Origin of the sequence: Pseudomonas sp. NPDC087336, from assembly GCF_044744285.1 — a bacterium.
GTDB lineage: Bacteria > Pseudomonadota > Gammaproteobacteria > Pseudomonadales > Pseudomonadaceae > Aquipseudomonas.
In genome coordinates this window covers 1-23,021 of sequence record NZ_JBIUYA010000026.1, presented here as the reverse complement: position 1 = coordinate 23,021, position 23,021 = coordinate 1, and the positions used below count along the sequence as shown (strand labels likewise).

The window sequence follows — 23,021 nt, the reverse complement described above, 5'->3', positions numbered from 1 at the left end:
CACACTATCAGTTGAACAAGCCGTAGAAGAATAGACGGATGCTATCCCACATGCGACGGAAGATACCACCCTCTTCGACGCCATCCAGAGCGATCAGGTCGGCGCTGTGCACCACCTTGTCTTCCAGTTTGACTTCGACTTTACCGATCACGTCGCCCTTGGCGATGGGTGCAATCAATTGCGGGTTCATGGTCATGCTGGCGGCGAGCTTTTTCAGCTGGCCTTTGGGCAGGGTCATGGTCAGGTCTTCAGCCAGGCCGGCCTTGACTTGATTGGTGGAGCCTTTCCAGACAGGCGCCTGAGCCAGCTCGGCACCTTTCTGATAGAAGGTCTGGGTCTCGAAGAAACGGAAACCGTAGGTCAGCAGTTTCTGGGTCTCGGCGGCGCGAGCCACTTCGCTGTTGGTACCGAACACCACGGCGATCAGGCGCATGCCGTCACGCACGGCCGAAGACACCATGCAGTAGCCAGCCTCGTCGGTGTGGCCGGTTTTCAGGCCATCGACCGTCTTGTCGCGCCACAGCAGCAGGTTGCGGTTCGGTTGCTTGATGCCGTTCCAGAAGAACTCTTTCTGCGAGTAGATCGCGTAGTGAGCCGGGTCTTCGTGGATGATCGCGCGGGCCAGCACTGCCATGTCGTGAGCCGACGAGTAGTGCTCCGGGTTCGGCAGGCCGGTCGGGTTCATGAAGTGGCTGTTGGTCATGCCCAGGTCAGCCACGGTCTTGTTCATCATGTCGGCGAACGCATCTTCGCTGCCGGCGATGTGTTCGGCCAGTGCCACGCTGGCGTCGTTACCCGACTGGATGATGATGCCGTGCAGCAGGTCGCTGACGGTCACTTGCGAGCCGACCTTGATGAACATCCGCGAACCGCCGGTACGCCAGGCGTTTTCGCTGACGGTCACCGGATCGTTTTCACCGATCTGGCCACGACGGATTTCGAGGGTCGCGATGTACGCGGTCATCAGCTTGGTCAGGCTGGCTGGCGGCAGACGCTGGTCACCATTGTTCTCGACCAGCACGTTGCCGCTGCTGGCGTCCATGAGCACGTAGGCCTTGGCGGCCAGTTGCGGTGGCGACGGCATCATCTCGACCGCGAATGCGGCAGGCGAGAGGAGCAGCGGGACTAAAAGGCACAGGCGTTTGGCAAAGGTGGTGATGTTCATCCGTCTCTCGAAATCGCTAATGGAACTGCCCAAGGGCAAAACTAATCAGATGACTTTCTAACGAGTCATCGCGTGTTCAGCTGCTCACTCTGTAACCCTTGCCGGGCTTTTGTTCTTCAAAAGAGCCAACAACCTGGTTCACCCCCCAAAACCGCAGATGAACCATCAATCAAGTCCTACGTTTTTTACTCTGTTACCACGCTCGGCGAACCCAGATTGGCCAGGCGCACACTGTTCTGCACTTGCTGGATTTCACCCGGCGAGCCAATCGGCCCCAGGCGCACCCGATGCAGTGTCTGTTGATTGCGCACGATCGAGCTGATGAACACCGGAGCGCTCACCATCCCGCTGAGCTTGGACCTCAACAGTTCGGCAGCGTCCGGGTTGGCGAACGCGCCCACCTGCAGATACTGGCCAGACGCTGGTGCAGAAGCGTTTTTTTTCGTATCCAGTTGCACAGGGACAACCGGGGCGGCGTGTTGCTGCGGCGGTGGCGTCCATTGCTCGATGGTGCCGGCCGAGGCCGTGATCACCGGGGCGCTATTGTGCGTGACTTTCGGCTCATTGAGCATCAATGGCGCCGGACGGCCTTTGGCGGCCCACCATTGCTGCGGGTCGATGCCTTCGACCTTGACCCGCGCGGTGCCGGTTTCGGCATAGCCGAGCTTCTTGGCAGCCGCGTACGACAGGTCGATGATCCGGTCCGAATAGAACGGACCGCGGTCATTGACCCGCAGGATCACAGTCTTGTTGTTGTCCAGGTTGGTCACCCGAACGTAACTCGGCAGCGGCAACGTCTTGTGCGCAGCACTCATACCATACAAGTCATAAACTTCACCGTTGGCGGTGTTCTGGCCATGGAACTTGGTGCCGTACCAGGACGCGGTACCCGACTGCACGTAGGTCTTGGACTCTTGCAACGGAAAATAGGTTTTGCCCAGTACCGAGTAAGGGGCGGCCTTGTACGGGCCGGTGTGCAAGGTCGGCGTGGCGTCCGGGATGCGCGATACATCAACGTCCCACCACGGCGCGCCATCCTTGTGGGCGCGGTTGATGTCCAGCCCCGGCGCCGAGCGCACGGCGGTGGAAGACTTCTGCGTTGGCGCGCGACTGGTCGAACAACTGGCAAGCAGCACTGCCAAGGCGGCAAATGCCATCAGCTTCAGGGGTTTATTCATAGGCAATGCCCGCATTACTTGACGCCCCGTGCTTGGACCAGCTGTTCAGACAGTTGATGTACGGCCATGGCGTACATCACGCTGCGGTTATAACGCGTGATTGCGTAGAAATTCTTCAGGCCCATCCAGTATTCAGGGCCATTGTCGCCTTCCAGGCGGAATGCGGTAACCGGCATATCATCGCGCAGCGCATCATGACTTGACCAGCCCAGGGCTCGCAACTCTCCAACGGTTTTAGTCGGCTCGATACCGGTGGTCAAACCTTCGTCCACCTGCTCGCCCCGCACATCGGCGCGGCTGACCACCGGCTCGCCGGCGACCCAGCCGTGTCGCTTGAAATAACTGGCGACGCTGCCGATGGCATCGTCCGGGTTGTTCCAGATATTGATGTGGCCGTCAGCGTCGAAGTCCACCGCATAGGCGCGAAAGCTGCTGGGCATGAACTGCGGCAAACCCATGGCACCGGCGTAGGAACCCTTGAGGGTCAGCGGGTCGACCTGCTCTTCCCGGGCCAGCAGCAGGAACTCCCGCAATTCCTTGCGGAAAAATTCGGCACGGGGAGGATAGTCGAAACCGAGGGTCGACAAGGCGTCGATGACCCGGAAATTACCGGTATTACGGCCAAAAAAGGTTTCAACGCCGATAATCGAGACAATCACCTGCGCCGGCACGCCGTATTCCTGCTCGGCACGGGCCAGCACGGCCTCATGCTGACGCCAGAAGTCGACGCCACGGGCAATTCGCGCATCGGTGATGAACATCGGCCGGTATTCGTTCCACTGCTTGACCCGTTCGGCGGGTTTCGAAATGGCATCCAGGATCGATTGCTTGCGCTGCGCCTCGCGGAACACGCCCATCAGCTGCTCACCGGCGAAACCATAGTCGCGGGTCATCTCACCGACAAACTCGGCCACCTGGGGCGAGCCTTCGTAATCGCCGGCCACCGCTTGCTGCGCAGTACCAAGGATGCTTACCAGGCCGACCCATGGCGCATATCGAGTCGCCCAGCCACGCATTACTTGCATTGAACTCTTCACCTTATTCAAACCTGCGCGATCCACTTGCGATGGGTATGGATCGACATCAAAACCCCAAACGCTGACAGCAGCGTCACCAGCGAAGTTCCTCCGTAGCTAATGAACGGCAACGGCACCCCCACCACCGGCAACAGGCCGCTGACCATACCGATGTTGACGAAAACATACACAAAAAATGTCATGGTCAAGGCGCCCGCCAGCAACTTGCCGAACAATGTCTGCGCCTGGGCGGTAATCACCAGTCCACGCCCGATCAGCAGCAGGTAGATCAGCAACAGCGCGCAAATGCCCACCAGGCCGAACTCTTCACCCATCACCGCAATAATGAAATCGGTGTGGCTTTCCGGGAGAAAGTCCAGGTGCGACTGGGTGCCCAATAGCCAACCCTTGCCGAATACGCCGCCGGAACCGATGGCGGCTTTCGACTGAATGATGTTCCAGCCGGTGCCCAGCGGATCGCTCTCCGGATCGAGGAATGTCAGGACGCGCTGCTTTTGGTAGTCGTGCATGACGAAGTACCACATGGCGACAGACACCGGCACGGCGGCGGCAAGCACGCTGAGGATCCAGCGCCAGCGCAGCCCCCCCATGAACAGCACGAATGCGCCACCGGCCAGAATCAACAGCGACGTGCCGAGGTCCGGTTGGCGCACGATCAATATGAACGGAACACCAATCAACAGCAGGCTGATGCCCACGTGCTTGAGCTGCGGCGGCAGCGTGCGTTTGGACAGGTACCAGGCGATGGTCGCCGGCATCAGGATCTTCATGAACTCCGATGGCTGGAAGCGGATGACACCGGGGATGTTGATCCAGCGCGTGGCACCCATGGCGTTATGCCCCATGATGTCCACCACCAGCAGCAGCAGCACCCCCACCACATAACCCAGCGGCACCCAGCGCGCCATGAAACGCGGCTCGAACTGGGCGATGACGATCATCGACACCAGGCCGATACCGAATGAAGTGGCTTGCTTGGCCAGCAGGTCCCAGCTTTTGCCACTGGCCGAATACAGCACAAACAGGCTGCCGGCGGCGAGTGTCAGCAACAGGATCAGCAATGGTCCATCGATGTGCAGGCGCTGCAACAGCGTGGCACGGCGGCGCATCACATCCTCGCTGGAGAGCATGCGATCGAAATTATTCATCACGGGCGGAAGCCTCTGCGGTAGTAGGGCTGGCGTATTCGGCCTTGAGATGACCGTTCTGGTCCAGCAGCCAGGCGTCCATGATTTGACGCACCACCGGCGCGGCCACGCCAGAGCCGGATTCACCGTTCTCGACCATCACCGAGACCACGATCTTCGGATCGTCGGCCGGTGCGAAGCCAACGAACAGGGCGTGGTCGCGGTGACGCTCCTGGACCTTGGAACGGTCGTACTTCTCGCCTTGCTTGATCGCCACCACCTGGGCCGTACCACTCTTGCCGGCAATCCGGTATTGCGCGCCGATCGAGGCCTTGCGCGCGGTGCCTCGGGCGCCGTGCATGACCTGCTGCATGCCATGGTTGACCCGCGTCCAGTCCGACGGATCGCGCAGGACGATGTCCGGCATCGGGTTCTCATCCACCGGTTTCTGGCCTTCGATGGTCTTGGCCAGGTGCGGACGGTTCCACACGCCTTTGTTGGCCACCAGGGCCGTGGCCTGGGCCAGCTGCAATGGCGTCGACTGCATGTAGCCCTGCCCGATCCCCAGAATCAGCGTTTCACCCGGGAACCACGCTTGTCGGCGGGTCGCACGCTTCCATTCCCGGGTTGGCATCAACCCCGGCGATTCTTCGAACATGTCCAGGGAAACCTTCTGGCCAATGCCGAACTTGGTCATGTACGCCGACAACCGATCGATCCCCAGCTTGTGGGCCAAGTCATAGAAGTAGGTATCGTTGGAGCGCATGATCGCCGTATCCAGGTCGACGAAGCCGTCGCCGGTACGGTTCCAGTTACGGTATTTGTGATCGTAGTTGGGCAGCATGTAGTAACCGGGGTCGAACACCCGGGATGAAGCAGTCACCACGCCCGCATCCAGCCCGGCGATCGCTACCGCCGGCTTGATGGTCGAACCCGGTGGGTACAGGCCACGCAGGACACGGTTGAACAGCGGCCGGTCGATGGAATCGCGCAGCTCGGAATAGGCCTTGAAGCTGATGCCGGTGACGAACAGGTTCGGGTCGAAACTCGGCTGGCTGACCATCGCCAGCACTTCGCCGGTTTTCGGGTCCAGCGCCACCACCGCGCCACGACGACCACCGAGTGCTGCTTCGGCGGCTTCCTGCAACTTGATGTCCAGGCTCAGGACGATGTCCTTGCCGGAAATCGGTTCGGTGCGCTTGAGCACCCGCAATACACGGCCGCGAGCGTTGGTCTCGACTTCCTCGTAACCCACCTGGCCGTGCAATTGCGGCTCGTAGAAGCGCTCGATGCCGGTTTTGCCGATGTGGTGGGTGCCGCTGTAATTGACCGGATCGAGCGACTTCAGCTCTTTCTCGTTGATCCGCCCCATATAGCCCACCGAGTGCGCGAAGTGCGCCCCCTGTGGATAGTGACGGACTAGCTGCGCGACCACTTCCACCCCGGGCAGCCGGAACTGGTTCACGGCAATCCGGGCGATCTGTTCTTCGGTCAGCTCGAACAGGATCGGTACCGGCTCGAACGGCCGTCGCCCCTGGCGCATGCGCTTCTCGAAGATCACCCGGTCCTCGGGCGTCAGCTCCAGCACTTCGACGATCACATCGAGCACTTGCTGCCAGTCGCCAGAGCGCTCGCGGGTCATGCTCAGGCTGAAGCTGGGCCGGTTGTCGGCAATCACCACGCCGTTGCGGTCGAAAATCAACCCGCGAGTCGGCGGAATCGGCTGTACATGGACGCGGTTATTTTCCGACAGGGTCGAGTGGTATTCGTACTGGATGACCTGCAGGAAATACAGGCGCGCGATCAGCACACCAATCAGCAGCACCACTGCAATGGCCCCGAACACGACGCGGCCACGCACCAGACGGGCGTCTTTTTCGTGGTCCTTGATGCGGATCGGTTGGGACATGAGAGCAGAACTACTTGTGGTAAGGGTGGCCGGACAATACTGTCCAGGCACGATACAGCTGCTCGCCGATGAGGATTCGCACCAGCGGGTGCGGCAACGTCAGCGGTGAAAGCGACCAGCGCTGATCGGCACGTGCGCAAACTTCCGGCGCCAGCCCCTCAGGGCCGCCGACCATGAAATTCACCGTGCGCGAGTCCAGCCGCCAGCGATCGAGTTCGACCGCCAGCTGCTCGGTGCTCCAGGGCTTGCCGTGGACTTCGAGGGTGACAACGCGCTCGTTGGGCCCGACCTTGGCCAGCATGGCTTCGCCTTCCTGACGGATGAAGCGCGCCACGTCGGCGTTCTTGCCACGGGTATTGAGCGGTATTTCCACCAGTTCCAGCGCCAGCTCGGACGGAAGACGCTTGGCATATTCATGCCAGCCTTCTTCCACCCACTTGGGCATGCGTGAACCGACGGCGATCAGTCGCAGTCGCACAGCCGTTCCTTATTCCTGGTCTTTGTTGAGCTTGGTGAAATGCTCGTGACCAACTTCAGGGCTGTGGTGCTTGCCATCGGCGGCACGGCTCTGCTCGGCACCTTTCCACAGGCGCTCCAGGTCGTAGAACTGGCGGGCATTGGAGGTCATCATGTGGACGATCACGTCGTCCATGTCCAACAGTACCCAGTCGCTGTCGCCCTTGCCTTCTTCACCCAACGGCTTGATGCCCAGGGCCTTGACCGCTTCGCGGACCTTGTCCAGCATCGCGCCGATCTGGCGGTTGGAGGTACCGGTGGCAATGATCATGTAGTCGGTGATGCTCTGCTTGTCGCGAACGTCGATGACCAGCACGTCCTGGGCCTTCACGTCTTCCAGGGCCGCAACGGCGATCTTGACCAGTTCGTCGCCTTTAGGCGGCTCGGCAGCCAGGACCTTCTCAGGCAGCGGGGCACTCTTGAACGTGCCTTTGCGCTTAACTTTGTTTACGTCGTTGTTCGTCATATAAAACTCGTTTTGCTCGTATGTTCGGGCGCTTCAATACACGTTGTTGCCACGTGCCTTGAGGCACTCCTATTCAGTTCGACGCACGGTAGAGTCCGTGCGCATCGATGTAGGCCAGGACCGCGTCGGGCACCAGGAAACGTACCGACTTACCGCTGGCCAGCAGTTGACGGATCTGGGTGGCGGATACCGCGAGCGGCGTCTGCCAGACGAATGCAATCTGTCCGCTCGACCCTTTGAGGGCCAGCGGGTCGCTCACCGAGCGCGCTGCCAGCAGGTTGCGCAAGGCATCCGGCGGTTCGCTGTCGGCATCCGGGCGTTGCAACACCAGGATATGGCAATGCTGGAGCAACTCTTCCCAGCGGTGCCAAGTGGGCAGGCCGCAAAATGCGTCCCAGCCCAAAAGCAGAAAAACCTGGGTCTCGGCGGCCATTTCGGCACGCATCGACTCCAGGGTATCAATGGTGTAGGACGGTTTGTCCCGCTGCAATTCGCGGGCGTCCACCACCAACGGCGCCACTCCGGCGACCGCGCGTTCGACCATCGCCAGCCGGTCCTTGGCCGACACCTGCGGCGTACCCCGATGGGGCGGCCTGGCATTTGGCGTCAGGCGCAGCTCATCAAGCGCCAGGGTTTCGGCGACTTCCAGTGCACCACGCAAATGGCCGATGTGCACCGGGTCGAAGGTCCCGCCCAGTACGCCGATGCGTCTGGGTCGAGGCGCGCTGGCGGTTACCGGGGCTGACGGGTCGAAGTCGCCCAAGTCAGACCGGCTCCTGTCCGCGCAACTGGCCATCACCGACCACCACGTACTTCTCGCAGGTCAGACCTTCGAGGCCGACCGGGCCGCGGGCGTGCAGCTTATCAGTAGAAATGCCGATCTCGGCACCCAATCCGTATTCGAAGCCATCGGCGAAGCAGGTCGGGGTGTTGATCATCACCGACGAAGAATCGACTTCAGCCACGAAACGCCGGGTGTCGCCCTGGTGTTCGCTGACAATCGAATCGGTGTGATGGGAGCCGTAATGGTTGATGTGCTCGATGGCCTGGTCAAGCCCGTCGACCACGCGGATCGACAGGATGGGCGCCAGGTACTCGGTGCTCCAGTCTTCTGGCGTGGCCGGCACGGCATCGATGATTGCCCGGGTGCGTTCGCAGCCGCGCAACTCGACGCCTTTTTCGCGGAACTGGGCAGCCATCGGCACCAGGAAATTTTTCGCAACGGTTTGATCGACCAGCAGCGTTTCCATCGCACCGCAGATGCCATATCGGTAGGTCTTGGCGTTGAACGCGATGCGCTGGGCTTTCGCCAGGTCAGCGTGCTCGCCCACGTAAACGTGGCAGATACCATCCAGATGCTTGATCACCGGCACCCGGGCGTCACGACTGACGCGCTCGATCAGGCCACGGCCACCACGGGGCACGATGACGTCGACGTATTCAGGCATGCTGATCAGTGCGCCGACGGCAGCGCGATCGGTGGTTTCGACCACTTGCACCACGGCGGCCGGCAGATCGGCCTCGGCCAGACCGCGCTGGATGCAGGCGGCGATTGCACGATTGGAATGAATGGCTTCGGAGCCGCCGCGCAGGATGGTCGCGTTGCCGGACTTCAGGCACAGGCTGGCGGCGTCAATGGTCACATTCGGTCGCGATTCGTAGATGATCCCGATCACGCCCAGCGGCACGCGCATCTTGCCGACCTGGATACCCGACGGACGATAGCTCATGTCGCGGATCGCGCCGACCGGGTCGGGCAGCGCCGCGACCTGCCTCAGACCCACGATCATGCCGTCGATACGCGCCGGAGTCAGCGCCAGACGCTCGAGCAGGGCCGGTTCCAGACCATTGGCGCGGCCAGCCGCCAGGTCCAGCTCATTGGCAGCGGTCAATTCGCCGCGGGCTGCATCCAGCGCATTGGCAGCCGCCTGCAACGCGCGGTTTTTCTGCGCGGTACTGGCACGGCCGATGACGCGGGAAGCCTCGCGGGCAGCGCGACCCAAGCGGGTCATGTAGTCAAGAACGGACTCAGTCATGGTCTGGAGTGGTCTTTGATAAGGTCTTGGTAAAGAGTAAAGCGGCAGATTATAGCTGTCGCGTCCGCCGACTAACAGCGGTGACGGGCGGATGGTCGAAATCGAGGGCAATTTGCCGATGTTCAGCCGGGATTAAGCTGCAAATTGTTATCATCACCACTCACTCAGCCTTGATAAACGCTGCCCATCATGTCCAACCTGCCTGTTCACGCGCCCTTCGCGAGCCTGCCCAAGGGCCTTCCAGACACGTTTTTCGACCGCGATGCGCAAATTCTCGCCCGGGACTTGCTGGGCAAAGTCATCCGTCATCGGGTCGGCGATCTGTGGCTCAGCGCCCGAATCATCGAGACAGAAGCCTACTATTGCGCAGAAAAAGGCAGCCACGCCTCACTCGGCTATACAGAAAAGCGTAAGGCTTTGTTTCTGGATGGCGGGCACATCTATATGTATTACGCCCGCGGGGGCGACTCGCTGAACTTCAGCGCCCAGGGCCCAGGTAACGCGGTGCTGATCAAGTCCGCCTACCCTTGGGTGGATGAGCTGAGCGGACCTTCGAGCCTGGCGCAAATGCTGTTGAACAACCCCGACGCCAAGGGTCGCCCCCGCCCGTCGCAAAAGCTCTGCGCGGGGCAAACACTGCTGTGCAAGTCCCTGGGCCTGAAGGTGCCGGTCTGGGATGCCAAGCGCTTCGACCATGACGTACTGCTGGTGGAAGACGTCGGCCACACGCCCGCCCATGTCATCCAGGCCGCGCGCCTGGGCATTCCCCATGGGCGCGACGAACACCTGATGTACCGCTTCGTCGACGCGGCCTACGCGGCGTATTGCACACGGAACCCGCTACGACGGGGTCAGGTCGAAGGTCGTGATTATTTTTTGCTGTCCTGAACAATGAAAATCCCTGTGGGAGCGAGCTTGCTCGCGATGGTGGAGTGCCAGGCAACATGAATGCCGACTGTAACGCCGCCATCGCGAGCAAGCTCGCTCCCACAAGGGTTGTGTGGATTTTGTAGATCGTGTTCGCCCGCCAAGGGCCATTTGAATTCAATGGAGTTGTTTTATGGGCCCATGGCTCGATAGCGTGACCGGTTGGTTAACGATCAACCCGCAATGGCTGGCGGCAGCGGTATTCATCGTAGCCTTTGTGGAATGCCTGGCGATTGCCGGCCTGATCGTGCCTGGCACGGTATTGCTGTTCGCCGTGGCGGTACTGGCCGGCAGCGGCGCACTGTCATTGAGTGAAACGCTGCTACTGGGGTTTGTCGCCGGCGTGCTTGGCGACGTGGTCTCGTATTTCCTCGGCCGGCATTTCCATCAGAACATCCGGCGCCTGCCAGGCTTGCGCCATCACCCGGAATGGATCGCCGGGGCTGAGGCGTATTTCCAGCGCTACGGCATCGCCAGTCTGCTGGTCGGGCGCTTCATCGGCCCCTTGCGCCCCATGCTGCCGATGGTCGCCGGGATGTTCGACATGCCATTCCCGCGGTTCTTTGCGGTCAGCCTGCTGGCTGGCGCGGGTTGGTCGGTGGCATACCTGCTACCGGGCTGGGCCACGGGCGCGGCGATTCGCCTGCCATTGCCCGAAGGCTTCTGGCCTGAGGCCGGCATCGTTGCCGGCAGCATTGCGCTCATGGTCGGGCTGAGCGCAACCAGCAGCCTGCGCCGCCATCGCAAGGCCACGGTATTCATTACCGGCATGAGCTTGCTGATTCTGGCGGGCCTGTTTATCGGCTATCCGCACTTGAATGCCCTCGACCAGGGGCTGATGACCCTGGTACAGGAACACCGCAGCCCGATGCTCGATGAAGTGGCGGTGGTATTCACCCTCATCGGCGAATTCCGCAACATGCTGATCTTCAGCGCCTTGCTGGTGGTGCTGCTGCTGGTTACGCGGCAATGGCGACAGCTGATCTTCGCCACCACCACCCTGCTCTGTACCGCTTTGGGCAACACCCTGACCAAACATTTCTTTGCCCGGGTGCGCCCGGAGGTATTAAGTGACCCGCTGACCAGCTACAGCATGCCCAGCGGCCACGCCTCCGGATCGTTTGCGCTGTTCCTGACGCTCGCCGTACTGGCCGGCCGCGGCCAACCTCCGCGCATGCGCCTGACCTGGCTATTGGTGGCGTGCCTGCCGGCGCTGGCGATTTCCCTGTCGCGGGTTTACCTCGGCGCCCACTGGCCGACGGACGTGCTGGCGGGCGCAATGCTGGCATCGTGCGTCTGCGCCGCGAGCCTGTGGCTCAGCCAGCGCCAGACCTCGCTCAACGCCCTGCCGCCAAAAGTCTGGTGGCTGGTGCTGCCGTCGTTGGTGGCATTGTTCGGCTTCTTCGTATTGAGGCATTTGCCGCATACGATGTTGCGGTATTCGTATTAGTCAAAAGCAAAAGATCGCGGCCTGCGGCAGCTCCTACAGGATGCATACCAAATTCATGTAGGAGCTGCCGCAGGCTGCGATCTTTTGGCGGTGTCAGGCAAACAACTCACCCTGCAACTCATCGAGCAACGCCTGAATCGCATCCAGGCGCTGCTGCGGATCATCGAGTTGCAACAGGTCGATCTTGTCCTCTTCGGCGAAGGGCAACAGGTACGCCAACTGATTGGCCAGTGATTGCTGCCCCGCAGCTTCAGTGCCCATGTTCAACGCTTCGACCATCGGGTGTTCGGCCAGGGCCTTGAGCAAGGCCACCAGGTCGGCGTCTTCGTCCTGCAGGGGTTGCTCGGGTTCGTCTTCCAGCCATTCGACCTCGGCAAGGATCAGTTGGTCGCGCTGGACTTCGGTGGACAGCACTTTGAACCGTCGCCCGCCCTCTACCCGAATCCCCAGCAGGCCATTGTCCTGCTGCTGAAAATCGGTGATACGCGCTTCACAACCGACCATGGCAAACCCCTGCGGCGCGATACCGACTTCGCTCCCCTCAAGGATGCACACCACGCCGAAACCGCCGCCCTGTTTCATGCAGCGACCGATCATGTCCAGGTAGCGCGCCTCGAAGATCTGCAGGTCGAGGATGCAATCAGGAAACAGCACCGTGTTCAGCGGAAAAAGCGGCAGACTCATAGACATATTCCTTACACCACCATCGACACCGCCAACGGCAGGAAGACCGCCGTGGCCACGCCCATCAAACTCATCGCCAGCGCCGCGAAGGCGCCACATTCATCACTTTCCTGCATCGCCACCGCAGTGCCTACCGCGTGGGCGGTCATGCCCAGTGCCATGCCGCGGGCCTCGGGGCTGTGGACACCGAGCCGGGTCAACAGGCTCGGGCCGAAGATCGCCCCGATCACCCCGGTGATCAGCACGAACACCGCCGCCAGCGCCGCGACGCCACCAATTTGCTCGGCCACCAGCATGGCAATGGGCGATGTCACCGATTTCGGCGCCATGGTCATCAGGATCATGTGTTCGGCCCCGAACCACCAGCCCAACAGCACACCCAGGCACGTGGCGACCACACCACCTATCACCAGCGTAGTAAATATCGGCCAGAACAACTGTCGAATCCGCCGCAGGTTGAGGTAAAGCGGCACGGCCAGCGCGACCGTCGCGGGGCCGAGCAGAATGCTCAGGATCTCGGTGCTCTTGCGGTACTCGGCGTAGGTCAGGCCACAGCCCACCAGCACACCGATCACCAGCAACATGGAGACCAGCACGGGCTGCAAAAAGATCCAGCGGGTTTTCTCGAACGCCGCCAGCACCAGCTGATAGGCGCCGAGCGTGATGCCGATACCGAACAATGGATGATGAATCACCGACGTCCAGGCGCCGTGCCAGTCAAGGATCATTGGCCGTCCTCAGGGTGGACATGGCGCTTGACCATGCGCTGCATGAGGACTCCGGCGAACGCCATCGACAGCAACAATGACAAGACCAGCGCGCCGACAATGGCCCAGAAATCGGCGGCGATATCCGCGGCGTACACCATCACCCCCACGGCCGGTGGCACCAGCAACAATGGCAGGTAGCGCAGCAGGCTGCTGGCTGCAAGGTTCAGCGGCTCGCCGACCTGGCCGCGACCGATCAGGAATATCAGTAACAGCAGCAGGCCGATGATCGGCCCCGGCAGGAAGGGTAAAAACAAATGGTTGATCGCGGTGCCGAGCAATTGGAACAGCACCAGCCAGGTCAGGCCACGTAACAACATCGATGATCCCCCACAAAATCCGTCACCCGCATTGGCCCACGCATTATAAGCACGCTTGCGCTATGGATCGGCATTCGCCATAAGCATGGTCAGTTGACCGCAGCGTTTTGCCATGTTGATCTAAAGTGGTAATCCGGGAGGTCAAATCCCCCCACCCTAAAAACTATAAAACCGATGAACCCAAGGAGAGTCTCAATGCCCTTTGTACCTGTTGCAGAGCTCAAAGATTATGTCGGCAAGGAACTCGGATGTTCCGACTGGCTCACCATCGACCAGGAGCGCATCAACCTGTTCGCTGAAGCCACAGGGGACTACCAGTTCATCCACGTCGACCCGGTCAAAGCCGCGCAAACGCCATTTGGCAGCACCATTGCCCACGGCTTCCTGTCGCTGTCGCTGATTCCAAAACTGATGGAAGACATCCTCGTCATGCCCGAAGGCTTGAAGATGGTGGTCAACTATGGCCTGGACAGCGTGCGTTTCGTTCAGCCGGTCAAGGTCGATTCGAAGGTGCGCCTAAAGGTCGAACTGTCCGAGGTCACCGAGAAAAAACCCGGCCAATTGCTGCTCAAGGCCATTGCCACACTGGAAATCGAAGGCATGGACAAGCCGGCGTACGTCGCCGAATCCCTGTCGCTCTGCTTCGTGTAAACCGTCCCGGATGCGAACCAGCGCAGGCTGTTTCGCATCCCCTGCGTCTCTATCGGCTGTATTAGGGCACATAGCTGCGGCATACTCGGTCGCCTAATTGCCCGGAACCCGCTATGCGCCCACTTGCACTAATCGCCTTGACCCTGATGCTCACCGCTTGCGGCGACGGCGAATCGCTTTTGCCCGCGGACGCCCGCCTGCCGGACGGTGGACGTTATCGCGGCGACCTGGTCAACGGATTGCTGCAGGGACAGGGCCGCATCGACTACCCGAACGGCAGCTGGTACGCCGGCGAGTTCGACCAGGGCCAATGGCATGGCCAGGGTGAGTGGCATGGCAGCAATGGCGAGGTCTATCGCGGCCAGTTCAAGCAAGGCCTGTTCGATGGCCAGGGCACCCTGACCACCAGCGGGGGCAGCTACACCGGCGGCTTCAAGCTTGGCCGACGCGACGGCGAAGGCACCCTCAAAGAAAACGGCATGATCTACCGCGGCGAATTCAAGGCCGATCAATACGCCGGGCTCGGTCGCCTGGAGCTCGAAGACGGCAGCGCCTATCAGGGCCAGTTCGCCCACGGCAAGCCCCACGGCGAAGGCCAACGTAGCGACGGCAGCGGCAATCAATTCACCGGACACTTCGTCGACGGTCAGCTGGAAGGTAACGGGACCTTCAACAGTGCCGAAGGTGACATCTATGTCGGCGGGTTCAAAGACAACCAATTGCACGGCAAGGGTCGTTATGAGAACGCCGACGGCGACGTATGGCTGGGTCAATTCAAGGAGGGCTCGCTCAACGGCAAGGGTGAATTGATCGGCGCCGACGGCAGCCATTACATCGGCCACTTCAGCGACTGGCGCTTCACCGGTGAAGGCCGCTTGAATCTGGCCGACGGCAGCTTTTATACAGGCCAGTTCGACAACGACAGTTATTCCGGGCGCGGCACCCTGGTCCTCACCGACGGCGCTGTGCTCAGTGGCACCTGGATCAATGGCCAGCGCGTGCGCGACGCTGAGGGCAAATTGCTGCCCGACTCCCTCGAACTTGGCTTGCTGGCCCAGGGACGCTTGCTCGAAGAGGCGCTCACCAACGTTCCAGCCTCGACCCCGACGATCGAGCTGTACACCCTGACCCTCGGCGGCGACGGCAAGCAGAGCGTGTTCCTGCGCGAATCCGACTATGTCGCGAACATGCTCACCAGCCGCTTCGGCGCCTATGGCCAGATCCGCCTGGTGAACCATCGCGACCACCTCGGCGACCGACCGATGGCCACCCGGGAAACCCTGCGGCGCTCCGCCCAGACGCTGGCCGAACGCAGTGGTCCGGAAGACCTGATTTTCATCTACCTGACCAGCCACGGCACCAGCGAGCACGAACTGGTGCTCGACCAGCCGCGCATGGAACTGGCCGACCTGCCGGCCGACGAGCTGGCCGCCGTGCTTGCCCCGCTGAAAAACCGCGACAAGATCATCGTGATTTCGTCCTGCTACTCCGGCGGTTTCATCCCCGCCCTGAAGGATGAACGCACCCTGATCATGACCGCCACGCGGGCCGATCGCGTGTCCTTCGGCTGTTCCGAAGAAGCCAACTTCACCTACTTTGGCGACGCCCTCTTCGCCCAGGCGCTGAACCAGACCGATGATCTGGAGCAAGCCTTCAAACTGGCCAAGGCCACGGTCGCCGAGCGCGAGCTGGCGGACAATTTCGAAGCCTCCGAACCACAGATCTGGGCGCCGAAAACCGTGCTCTCCCACTGGCAACTGTTACGTAAGCAGCAGGCAAGAAAAGCCCTGCAAAGTGTCTCCATTGACAGCAAGGATACAAAGAACAACTAAGCTGAACAGTATCAAGGGAGAAACACTATGTACTTGACGCCTCAGCACGTGCTGCTTGCCGGAGCCACCGGTTTGACCGGTGAACACTTACTTGATCGCTTGCTCAACGAGCCAACGATATCGCGAGTATTGGCCCCCTCGCGCCGCCCGCTGGCCGAGCATCCCCACCTGGAAAACCCGGTGGGCGATCCCTCTGAATTTTTGCCGCAATTGAACGGCCGCGTCGACATCGCCTACTGCTGCCTGGGCACCACCATCAAGCAGGCCGGTTCGGAGCAGGCGTTTCGCGCGGTGGACCTGGACATGGTGGTGGCTTTCGCCAAGCGTGCCCGGGAGATGGGCGCCCGGCACCTGATCGTGATCAGCGCCCTGGGGGCCGATCGCAGATCCTCGATTTTCTACAACCGGGTCAAAGGCGAGATGGAACATGCATTGCGCGCGCAGAATTGGCCACAGTTGACCATCTGCCGTCCGTCATTGCTGCTGGGCGAACGCACTGAGCCACGCCTGGGCGAGCAATTCGCCGGCCCCTTGTCGAAACTGATTCCCGGCAAATACCGAGGCATAGAAGCCTGCCAATTGGCCCGCGCGATGTGGCGCCTGGCTCTGGAGGAACAGGATGGGGTGCGGATTGTCGAGTCGGATGAGTTGAGGAAGTTGGGCAAGTAAATCAAAAGATCGCAGCCTGCGGCAGCTCCTACATTGGGAAGGTGTTCACCCTGTAGGAGCTGCCGCAGGCTGCGATCTTTTGTCTTTACAGTCCACCCGTTGCCTGAAAGCTGACCCCGATCACCGTCAGCAACGACAACGGCAACAACAGCGTATCAAGCAACGCACTGGCCGGCAGGTCGAGGCCAGGATAGCTCGGTGCCTCGGCGCCAAAACGATCCATCGCGCAACAACCGCCATTGAGCGCGTACAGATCCAGCCGTGTCCCGGAGTACACCACGGGCGCTCCCGGCTTGGCCGCATCCAGCGTACGCGCCGTGGCACATCCCGCCAGCTGTAGCGCCAGCACGATCACCCACCACTTATTCATCGCAGGCCAAGTGGTGTTCGCCCCAACGCGGCAGCATGTCCTGGGGAATGTTCAGCAGATTGAGGATCCGCGCCACGACGAAATCGATCAGGTCGTCGATGGTTTGTGGCTGATGATAGAAACCCGGCGATGCCGGCAAAATCGTCACGCCCATGTTCGACAGCTTGAGCATGTGCTCCAGGTGAATGCTTGAATATGGCGCCTCACGGGGCACCAGGATCAGCTGGCGGCGCTCCTTGAGCGTCACATCGGCGGCACGTTCGATCAGGTTGTTGCAGGCGCCCGTCGCGATGGCCGACAGGGTCCCGGTGGAGCATGGCACCACCACCATCGCCGCTGGCGCGCCGGAACCCGAGGCCACCGGCGACATCCAGTCTTCCTTGCCGTAGACCCGAATCTGCCCGGCGGCGGCACCGGTATATTCAGTGAGGAAGGCTTGCATCGCCTGTGGCTTGGCCGGCAGCGTGACGTCGGTTTCCGTGGCCATCACCAATTGCGCAGCCTTGGAAATCAGGAAGTGCACTTCGCGGTCTTCGCGCACCAGGCAATCGAGCAGGCGCAAGCCGTACTGGGCGCCGGAAGCGCCAGTCATCGCCAGCGTGATGCGGTCCGGGCCGTTACTCATTTAAGCGCCTCGGCCAGCTTGCCGTGCAGGCCGCCGAAGCCGCCGTTGCTCATGATCACCACGTGGGTACCCGGCTGGGCCTGGCTCTTGACCCGCTCGATGATGCCTTCCAGCGAGTCGCTGACTATCGACGGTACCGTACAGAGTGCGGCGGTGCCTGCCAGATCCCAGCCGAGATTGGCCGGTGCATACCAGATCACCTGGTCGGCATCGACGACGCTCTCCGGCAAGCCGTCACGGTGCGCGCCAAGCTTCATGGAGTTGGAGCGCGGTTCGATGATCGCAATCAACGGCGCATCGCCAATGCGCTTGCGCAGGCCGTCGAGCGTGGTGGCGATGGCCGTCGGATGGTGGGCGAAGTCGTCATAGATGGTAATGCCGCGCACCTCGGCGACTTTTTCCATCCGTCGTTTCACGCTCTTGAAGGCGCTCAATGCAGCGATACCCATGGCCGGCACCACGCCAACATGGCGCGCCGCGGCCAAGGTGGCCAATGCGTTGGCCACGTTGTGCTGGCCCGTCATGTCCCACTCGACCACGCCTTGAGCGACGCCTTCGAACATCACTTCGAACCTCGAGCCATCGTCGCTGAGCAGCTTGACCTGCCACTGCCCGCCCGCACCGGTGGTTTGCACCGGGGTCCAGCAACCCATCTCGATGACGCGCAGCAAGGCCGGTTCGGTGGTTGGATGAATCACCAGGCCTTCGCTAGGGATGGTCCGCACCAGATGGTGGAACTGCCGCTCGATCGCCGGCAGGTCCGGGAAGATATCGGCGTGGTCGAACTCCAGGTTATTCAGGATCGCCGTGCGCGGACGGTAGTGGACGAACTTGGAGCGCTTGTCGAAGAACGCACTGTCGTATTCATCGGCTTCGATCACGAAAAACGGCGTGTCGCCCAGGCGAGCCGACACCGAGAAGTTCTGCGGTACACCGCCGATCAGGAAGCCCGGACTCATGCCCGCGTGCTCCAGCACCCAGGCGAGCATGCTGCTGGTGGTGGTCTTGCCATGCGTACCGGCGACCGCCAGTACCCAGCGGCCTTGCAGCACGTGATCGGCCAGCCATTGCGGGCCGGAGACATACGGCAAGCCTTTGTTCAGCACGTACTCGACCGCCGGGTTGCCCCGCGACATGGCGTTGCCGATGACCACCAGATCAGGGGCCGGGTCCAGTTGCGCCGGGTCGTAGCCCTGGGTCAACTCGATGCCCTGCGCCTCGAGCTGAGTGCTCATCGGCGGGTAGACGTTGGCATCGGAGCCGGTCACGTGATGGCCGAGCTCTTTGGCCAGAACCGCCATCGAACCCATGAAAGTGCCGCAGATACCCAGAATATGAATGTGCATAGTCGACCTCGTAAAACATGGCCGCAGGTTAGCTTAGGGAGGGGAAAATCGCACCTTGTGTTTGAGCTGCCCCATACTGCTTCCCTCTATACTATTGCATCATCCGAAAACACCTGGCATCAGAATGCGCTGTTCCAAGCTGGATTTACCTTGATAATGCCGCTCATCCCTTGAACGTTCACTTGGAGCAGTCCGTGAAGAACAACACTTCCCAGATCAACATCGCACCTGCCTCAGGCACGAAAAAACTTTCCGCTGGACAGCGGAAATTCAACGGGCTCATCAAGAAGATCGAAAAACAACGCCTAGTGCTTCAGGAATGGCAATCCGCTACTCCCCTGTATATCGAACGTTGGCATCTCGAGTTCGCCCCCCGGCTCGAGCAATTTCATCAATGCAATGTTGAGCTTGTGCATGCCCTGGATCATCTCGGCGAACGGATCAAGCTCTCGAAAGTCGATCGCCGGACCTTGGTTCAGGAAATCCTTGACCAAGCTTACTCATTGATCGATCGCGGCTGTAATGAGGAGCAGGAAGCCGCTTTGAAAGCGCTGTACAACAAGCATAGCGGCGGTGACTTTGATGCGGATGAGCGTGTAGGAGACGAATTATTCAAACTCGGCCTGAAAGACATATTCGGTGTTGAGTTGGACGATGATGTCGACATGCAGTCCCCTGAAGACATTGCGCAAAAAATTCTTGAACAGCAGCAAGCTGAACACACCGCACAACAGCAAAAACCGGGTAAAAAAAACGCACGCCAGCAGCGCCTGAAAGAAGAGGCTGCCCAAGTCAGCCAATCTATGCGCGAGGTTTACCGCAAACTGGCCAGTGCCCTGCACCCCGACCGGGAAACCGATCCGGACGAGCGCAAACGGAAGACATCGCTGATGCAGCGCGTCAACCAGGCATATAGCGAACGGAACTTGCTTGAACTGCTGCAACTGCAGTTGGAAGTGGAGCACATCAATGCGAGCACTCTTGAAACACTGTCTGCTGATCGACTCAAGCACTACAACCAGGTCCTGACCGAGCAACTGGATGAGTTGAAACTGGAAGCGCTCAACCTTGAACTGTCTTTCAGGCAACAATTCAATCTCGAGCCATTCGATGAGTTATCCGTTCAGAACCTGCCTGACATCTATCAACACCAACTCGACATGTTGAACACTGACATCGAAGAGCTAAGCGTTCTGCATGAAGAGCTCAAGGATCCTAAAGTCCTGAAATCATGGCTAAAGCAACTACGGCAATATCAGAAGACCATGGAGTTTGATGAAACTCTATTCGATGACTTCCCGGATACATTTTTTCGTTGAGCCACAGTTGTTCAGGTTCACTCAAACACCCACTCCCTAACGGGAGATCCCGTGCTTGCGTAGCTTCCTGTAGAGGGTATTGCGGCTGACCCCAAGCTGTTCAGCCGTATTCGTCATATGCCACCGTGTGTGCTCCAGCGCATTCAACAGCGCCAGCCGCTCGGCATCTTCCAGTGGATGTTCGCAAGGCGCTTCAATGGTCGGCATGACCACCGGACGCGCCTGGCGAATCATCGCCGGCAGATCCTCCAGGCCGATCCGGCCGCCATCACACAGCGCCGCTAACGTACGCAACACATTGCGCATCTGCCGCACGTTGCCCGGCCAGGCAAATCCCAATAACGCCTCGCGCGCCGGTCCGTCGATCAGCACGGTTTCCCCGCGCGCCTCTTCGGCCAGCAAGAAGTCGAGCAACTGCGATTTGTCAGCGCGCTCGCGCAATGCCGGCAACGCGACTTCCAGGCCATTGAGGCGGTAGTACAGGTCCTCGCGAAAACTGCCGTCCTGCACCCGATCCAGCAGATTGCGGTGCGTGGCACTGATGATCCGCACGTTCACCGATTCCGGTTCGCCACCGATCGGCACCACTTGCCGATCTTCCAGCACGCGTAACAAACGGGTCTGCAAGGCCAGGGGCATGTCGCCGATTTCGTCGAGGAACAAGGTCCCGCCATCGGCCTGCTGCAGCTTGCCGCGCATGCCCTCCTTGCGCGCACCGGTGAAGCTGCCGCCGCGATAACCGAACAGCTCACTCTCGATCAGGCTTTCGGGGATGGCCGCACAATTGAGGGCGACGAAGGCTTTTTCCGCGCGCTGGCTGGCGGCGTGCACGGCCTTGGCGAAGGCTTCCTTGCCCGAACCGGTTTCGCCATTGATCAGCAATGGCACGTCCCGTTCGTACACGCGCAGGGCCTTGCGGAAATCCGCCTGCAACGTCGGATCGCCCAGGCAGATGCCCGACAGGCGCGGGCGCTCTTCAGCCACCGGCCCTGGCACCAGTGGCATCGGCACCTTTGGCGATTGTCCGCGCAATACGGCAAACAGGTTGCGTCCGTCCCGGGTGCGCAGTGGCCAGCTGGCGCTGGCGTTGACGCTGGCGCGGCCGAGCAGTTCGTCCAGCGAGCAGTCGAAGTACGCCTCCACCGGTTTGCCCAGCAAGCCACCGCGGATATGCCCCAGCAGGTTCAGTGCACTCTGATTGACCGCGCAGATCCGCCCTTCGCCGTCGAACGCCAGCAGCCCTTCGCTGAACAAACCGACAGACTCGGCCTGCAAATGAAAACGCAGCAGCCATTGATTATCGAAACAACGCAGGAAATAGCAGCTCTCGATCATCTTCGCCGACAGATTGACCAAGGCCATGGTGTGGAACTGACTCTGGCGCGATACCTCGTGCCGGGCAGAGGACACGTCGAGTACCGCCAACAGCTCACCGTGCGGATCGAATACCGGGCTGGCCGAGCAGGTCAGGCCCGTATGCCGTCCTCGGAAATGTTCGTCCTGATGGATGGTCAGCGACTGGCGCTCCACCAGGCAGGTGCCGATGCCGTTGGTGCCTTCACAGGCTTCACTCCAGTCGGCACCCAGCCAGAGGCCAGCACGCTCGAAAATCTTGCGCTCGGCCGGTGCCGTCACGCAATTGAGGATCACGCCGCGCGCATCGGTCAACAGCACGGCGTGACCGGCACCGGAGAGCTGCTGATGGAGACTGGTCATTTCATTGCCAGCGATGTGCAGCACCTGCTGCAAACGTTCGCGGCTTTCCAGGACGCGGCCATGCTCCAGCACCGTCGGCGCCATGTTCAGGGCCGGGTCGAGGTGATAGTCCTCGAGGCAGCGCAGCCAGGAACGGGCGATGGACGGGTCGCTGCCGGGGCCGTGCAGGTGGGCTTTGCCCTGGGTCACGGTCAACACTTGCTGGGCATGGCGACTCAAATGGTTGTCGTGCATTTCTTATTATTCTCCCGGGGGCTCGGCGACCCGTGCATACGGTGATGCCGAGCATCCTCCAGCCTAGACCGCATTGCAATGCTGGCAAGACCGTTCAGTCACAGGCTGTGCCAGGACCGGTACAAAGTGTCACAGGGACTGTACCGAAAGCGTCACAGGCGCCACCCGCCCGTCCGACAAAAATCGCGCAAGGCTTTGATTTACCTGACCTGCAAGGCAGTGGCCCGACCTTTGCTCTACGCTTAAAGCAAGCGCACATGCGCGTCTTCCTTATAAGCACAAGAACCCAAGGAGAAACCATCATGCGTTACGCTCACCCCGGTACTGAAGGCGCTATCGTTTCGTTCAAAGCCAAATACGGTAACTACATCGGCGGCGAGTTCGTCGCGCCTGTCAAAGGTCAGTACTTCACCAATACCTCGCCCGTGAATGGCCAACCCATTGCCGAATTCCCGCGCTCCACGGCTGAAGACATCGACAAAGCCCTGGACGCCGCCCACGCCGCCGCCGATGCCTGGGGCGCCACGTCCGCCCAGGCACGCTCGCTGGTGCTGCTGAAAATCGCCGACCGTATCGAACAGAACCTGGAAACCCTGGCGATCACCGAATCCTGGGACAACGGCAAGGCCGTGCGTGAAACCCTCAACGCCGACATCCCGCTGGCCGCCGACCATTTC

Annotated in this window: 23 protein-coding genes; 7 read left to right on the top strand and 16 right to left on the bottom strand. The window is 60.8% G+C overall.

The window, feature by feature from the left end:
- Window positions 1-7 precede the first annotated feature (7 nt).
- The 9 genes from ACIO0C_RS23110 to ACIO0C_RS23070 form a co-directional block, all read right to left on the bottom strand.
- Entirely contained in the window at window positions 8-1,165 is a 1,158-nt protein-coding gene (locus ACIO0C_RS23110) for a D-alanyl-D-alanine carboxypeptidase family protein (RefSeq protein WP_401315484.1), read from the bottom strand.
- A gap of 185 nt (window positions 1,166-1,350) precedes the next feature.
- Window positions 1,351-2,358, bottom strand: coding sequence for a septal ring lytic transglycosylase RlpA family protein (locus ACIO0C_RS23105; protein ID WP_401315483.1), 1,008 nt, complete (start codon window positions 2,356-2,358; stop codon window positions 1,351-1,353).
- Window positions 2,358-3,368 carry a lytic murein transglycosylase B gene (mltB, locus tag ACIO0C_RS23100; protein WP_401315481.1) on the bottom strand — a complete coding sequence of 337 codons (1,011 nt, stop codon included), beginning with the start codon at window positions 3,366-3,368 and terminating at the stop codon, window positions 2,358-2,360. Before mltB ends, ACIO0C_RS23105 begins: the two co-directional genes overlap by 1 nt.
- A 17-nt stretch (window positions 3,369-3,385) precedes the next feature.
- Entirely contained in the window at window positions 3,386-4,489 is a 1,104-nt protein-coding gene (gene rodA / locus ACIO0C_RS23095) for a rod shape-determining protein RodA (RefSeq protein ID WP_401315573.1), read from the bottom strand.
- 31 nt (window positions 4,490-4,520) lie between these two features.
- Window positions 4,521-6,416: a penicillin-binding protein 2 gene (mrdA, locus tag ACIO0C_RS23090; protein ID WP_401315480.1), complete on the bottom strand. Its 1,896-nt coding sequence runs from the start codon at window positions 6,414-6,416 to the stop codon at window positions 4,521-4,523.
- 10 nt (window positions 6,417-6,426) lie between these two features.
- Entirely contained in the window at window positions 6,427-6,894 is a 468-nt protein-coding gene (rlmH, locus tag ACIO0C_RS23085; RefSeq protein ID WP_007937439.1) for a 23S rRNA (pseudouridine(1915)-N(3))-methyltransferase RlmH, read from the bottom strand.
- A 9-nt stretch (window positions 6,895-6,903) separates the two neighbouring features.
- A complete protein-coding gene (rsfS, locus tag ACIO0C_RS23080; protein WP_020798760.1) occupies window positions 6,904-7,398 on the bottom strand; it encodes a ribosome silencing factor in 495 nt (164 codons plus the stop codon).
- A gap of 73 nt (window positions 7,399-7,471) precedes the next feature.
- Complete coding sequence (gene nadD, locus ACIO0C_RS23075) at window positions 7,472-8,194, bottom strand: nicotinate-nucleotide adenylyltransferase (RefSeq protein ID WP_401315478.1); 723 nt, start codon at window positions 8,192-8,194, stop codon at window positions 7,472-7,474.
- Window positions 8,163-9,434 carry a glutamate-5-semialdehyde dehydrogenase gene (locus tag ACIO0C_RS23070; RefSeq protein ID WP_401315477.1) on the bottom strand — a complete coding sequence of 424 codons (1,272 nt, stop codon included), beginning with the start codon at window positions 9,432-9,434 and terminating at the stop codon, window positions 8,163-8,165. The genes nadD and ACIO0C_RS23070 overlap by 32 nt, the downstream gene beginning before the upstream one ends.
- A gap of 189 nt (window positions 9,435-9,623) precedes the next feature.
- Here ACIO0C_RS23070 and ACIO0C_RS23065 point away from each other — a divergent pair, with 189 nt between their 5' ends.
- Together ACIO0C_RS23065 and ACIO0C_RS23060 are read left to right on the top strand one after the other, a co-directional pair.
- Window positions 9,624-10,322, top strand: coding sequence for a DNA-3-methyladenine glycosylase (locus tag ACIO0C_RS23065; RefSeq protein WP_401315475.1), 699 nt, complete (start codon window positions 9,624-9,626; stop codon window positions 10,320-10,322).
- Between the two features lie 172 nt (window positions 10,323-10,494).
- Complete coding sequence (locus ACIO0C_RS23060) at window positions 10,495-11,811, top strand: bifunctional DedA family/phosphatase PAP2 family protein (RefSeq protein ID WP_401315473.1); 1,317 nt, start codon at window positions 10,495-10,497, stop codon at window positions 11,809-11,811.
- 93 nt (window positions 11,812-11,904) lie between these two features.
- On the opposite strand, the gene ACIO0C_RS23055 is transcribed toward ACIO0C_RS23060, so the two are convergent.
- Genes ACIO0C_RS23055 through ACIO0C_RS23045 form a run of 3 tightly spaced genes read right to left on the bottom strand, consistent with a single transcriptional unit; the run spans window position 11,905 to window position 13,582 of the window.
- Window positions 11,905-12,495, bottom strand: a complete 591-nt coding sequence (locus tag ACIO0C_RS23055; RefSeq protein WP_401315472.1) for an LON peptidase substrate-binding domain-containing protein — start codon at window positions 12,493-12,495, stop codon at window positions 11,905-11,907.
- An 11-nt stretch (window positions 12,496-12,506) separates the two neighbouring features.
- Complete coding sequence (locus tag ACIO0C_RS23050; protein WP_179056053.1) at window positions 12,507-13,223, bottom strand: LrgB family protein; 717 nt, start codon at window positions 13,221-13,223, stop codon at window positions 12,507-12,509.
- Entirely contained in the window at window positions 13,220-13,582 is a 363-nt protein-coding gene (locus ACIO0C_RS23045) for a CidA/LrgA family protein (protein ID WP_008065950.1), read from the bottom strand. Before ACIO0C_RS23045 ends, ACIO0C_RS23050 begins: the two co-directional genes overlap by 4 nt.
- A gap of 195 nt (window positions 13,583-13,777) precedes the next feature.
- On the opposite strand from ACIO0C_RS23045, the gene ACIO0C_RS23040 reads away from it, so the two are divergent.
- The 3 genes from ACIO0C_RS23040 to ACIO0C_RS23030 all read left to right on the top strand — a co-directional run bounded on the left by ACIO0C_RS23040 (window position 13,778) and on the right by ACIO0C_RS23030 (window position 16,734).
- Entirely contained in the window at window positions 13,778-14,233 is a 456-nt protein-coding gene (locus ACIO0C_RS23040) for a MaoC family dehydratase (RefSeq protein ID WP_401315471.1), read from the top strand.
- A gap of 113 nt (window positions 14,234-14,346) precedes the next feature.
- Complete coding sequence (locus ACIO0C_RS23035; protein ID WP_401315470.1) at window positions 14,347-16,065, top strand: C13 family peptidase; 1,719 nt, start codon at window positions 14,347-14,349, stop codon at window positions 16,063-16,065.
- 27 nt (window positions 16,066-16,092) lie between these two features.
- Window positions 16,093-16,734 carry an oxidoreductase gene (locus ACIO0C_RS23030; protein ID WP_008065944.1) on the top strand — a complete coding sequence of 214 codons (642 nt, stop codon included), beginning with the start codon at window positions 16,093-16,095 and terminating at the stop codon, window positions 16,732-16,734.
- An 85-nt stretch (window positions 16,735-16,819) separates the two neighbouring features.
- Here ACIO0C_RS23030 and ACIO0C_RS23025 read toward each other — a convergent pair whose 3' ends face one another.
- Genes ACIO0C_RS23025 through mpl form a run of 3 tightly spaced genes read right to left on the bottom strand, consistent with a single transcriptional unit; the run spans window position 16,820 to window position 19,075 of the window.
- Window positions 16,820-17,104 carry a YceK/YidQ family lipoprotein gene (locus ACIO0C_RS23025; RefSeq protein ID WP_401315469.1) on the bottom strand — a complete coding sequence of 95 codons (285 nt, stop codon included), beginning with the start codon at window positions 17,102-17,104 and terminating at the stop codon, window positions 16,820-16,822.
- A complete protein-coding gene (gene ubiX, locus ACIO0C_RS23020) occupies window positions 17,097-17,729 on the bottom strand; it encodes a flavin prenyltransferase UbiX (RefSeq protein ID WP_272603685.1) in 633 nt (210 codons plus the stop codon). Before ubiX ends, ACIO0C_RS23025 begins: the two co-directional genes overlap by 8 nt.
- Entirely contained in the window at window positions 17,726-19,075 is a 1,350-nt protein-coding gene (mpl, locus tag ACIO0C_RS23015) for a UDP-N-acetylmuramate:L-alanyl-gamma-D-glutamyl-meso-diaminopimelate ligase (protein WP_401315467.1), read from the bottom strand. Before mpl ends, ubiX begins: the two co-directional genes overlap by 4 nt.
- Window positions 19,076-19,269: 194 nt before the next feature.
- Between mpl and ACIO0C_RS23010 the strand changes: the two genes are divergently transcribed.
- Window positions 19,270-20,394: a molecular chaperone DnaJ gene (locus ACIO0C_RS23010; protein ID WP_401315465.1), complete on the top strand. Its 1,125-nt coding sequence runs from the start codon at window positions 19,270-19,272 to the stop codon at window positions 20,392-20,394.
- A 36-nt stretch (window positions 20,395-20,430) separates the two neighbouring features.
- Here ACIO0C_RS23010 and ACIO0C_RS23005 read toward each other — a convergent pair whose 3' ends face one another.
- Window positions 20,431-22,344 (bottom strand): sigma-54-dependent Fis family transcriptional regulator, encoded by a 1,914-nt coding sequence (locus ACIO0C_RS23005; protein WP_401315464.1) that lies wholly within the window; start codon window positions 22,342-22,344, stop codon window positions 20,431-20,433.
- A gap of 302 nt (window positions 22,345-22,646) precedes the next feature.
- Here ACIO0C_RS23005 and ACIO0C_RS23000 point away from each other — a divergent pair.
- Window positions 22,647-23,021 (top strand): aldehyde dehydrogenase family protein (locus ACIO0C_RS23000; protein WP_401315463.1); only part of this gene is annotated, 375 nt, incomplete at its 3' end.

Excerpts from the sequence above, each read along its gene's own strand:
- ACIO0C_RS23105 (WP_401315483.1), bottom strand. The coding sequence starts at position 2,358 with ATGCGGGCATTGCCTATGAATAAACCCCTGAAGCTGATGGCATTTGCC.
- ACIO0C_RS23055 (WP_401315472.1), bottom strand. The coding sequence starts at position 12,495 with ATGAGTCTGCCGCTTTTTCCGCTGAACACGGTGCTGTTTCCTGATTGC.
- ACIO0C_RS23110 (WP_401315484.1), bottom strand. The coding sequence starts at position 1,165 with ATGAACATCACCACCTTTGCCAAACGCCTGTGCCTTTTAGTCCCGCTG.
- rodA (WP_401315573.1), bottom strand. The coding sequence starts at position 4,489 with ATGCGCCGCCGTGCCACGCTGTTGCAGCGCCTGCACATCGATGGACCA.
- ACIO0C_RS23030 (WP_008065944.1), top strand. The coding sequence starts at position 16,093 with ATGTACTTGACGCCTCAGCACGTGCTGCTTGCCGGAGCCACCGGTTTG.
- ACIO0C_RS23060 (WP_401315473.1), top strand. The coding sequence starts at position 10,495 with ATGGGCCCATGGCTCGATAGCGTGACCGGTTGGTTAACGATCAACCCG.
- mpl (WP_401315467.1), bottom strand. The coding sequence starts at position 19,075 with ATGCACATTCATATTCTGGGTATCTGCGGCACTTTCATGGGTTCGATG.
- ACIO0C_RS23050 (WP_179056053.1), bottom strand. The coding sequence starts at position 13,223 with ATGATCCTTGACTGGCACGGCGCCTGGACGTCGGTGATTCATCATCCA.
- nadD (WP_401315478.1), bottom strand. The coding sequence starts at position 8,194 with ATGGCCAGTTGCGCGGACAGGAGCCGGTCTGACTTGGGCGACTTCGAC.
- mltB (WP_401315481.1), bottom strand. The coding sequence starts at position 3,368 with ATGCAAGTAATGCGTGGCTGGGCGACTCGATATGCGCCATGGGTCGGC.
- ACIO0C_RS23035 (WP_401315470.1), top strand. The coding sequence starts at position 14,347 with ATGCGCCCACTTGCACTAATCGCCTTGACCCTGATGCTCACCGCTTGC.
- ACIO0C_RS23045 (WP_008065950.1), bottom strand. The coding sequence starts at position 13,582 with ATGTTGTTACGTGGCCTGACCTGGCTGGTGCTGTTCCAATTGCTCGGC.
- ubiX (WP_272603685.1), bottom strand. The coding sequence starts at position 17,729 with ATGAGTAACGGCCCGGACCGCATCACGCTGGCGATGACTGGCGCTTCC.
- ACIO0C_RS23065 (WP_401315475.1), top strand. The coding sequence starts at position 9,624 with ATGTCCAACCTGCCTGTTCACGCGCCCTTCGCGAGCCTGCCCAAGGGC.
- mrdA (WP_401315480.1), bottom strand. The coding sequence starts at position 6,416 with ATGTCCCAACCGATCCGCATCAAGGACCACGAAAAAGACGCCCGTCTG.
- ACIO0C_RS23025 (WP_401315469.1), bottom strand. The coding sequence starts at position 17,104 with ATGAATAAGTGGTGGGTGATCGTGCTGGCGCTACAGCTGGCGGGATGT.
- rsfS (WP_020798760.1), bottom strand. The coding sequence starts at position 7,398 with ATGACGAACAACGACGTAAACAAAGTTAAGCGCAAAGGCACGTTCAAG.
- ACIO0C_RS23070 (WP_401315477.1), bottom strand. The coding sequence starts at position 9,434 with ATGACTGAGTCCGTTCTTGACTACATGACCCGCTTGGGTCGCGCTGCC.
- ACIO0C_RS23005 (WP_401315464.1), bottom strand. The coding sequence starts at position 22,344 with ATGCACGACAACCATTTGAGTCGCCATGCCCAGCAAGTGTTGACCGTG.
- ACIO0C_RS23040 (WP_401315471.1), top strand. The coding sequence starts at position 13,778 with ATGCCCTTTGTACCTGTTGCAGAGCTCAAAGATTATGTCGGCAAGGAA.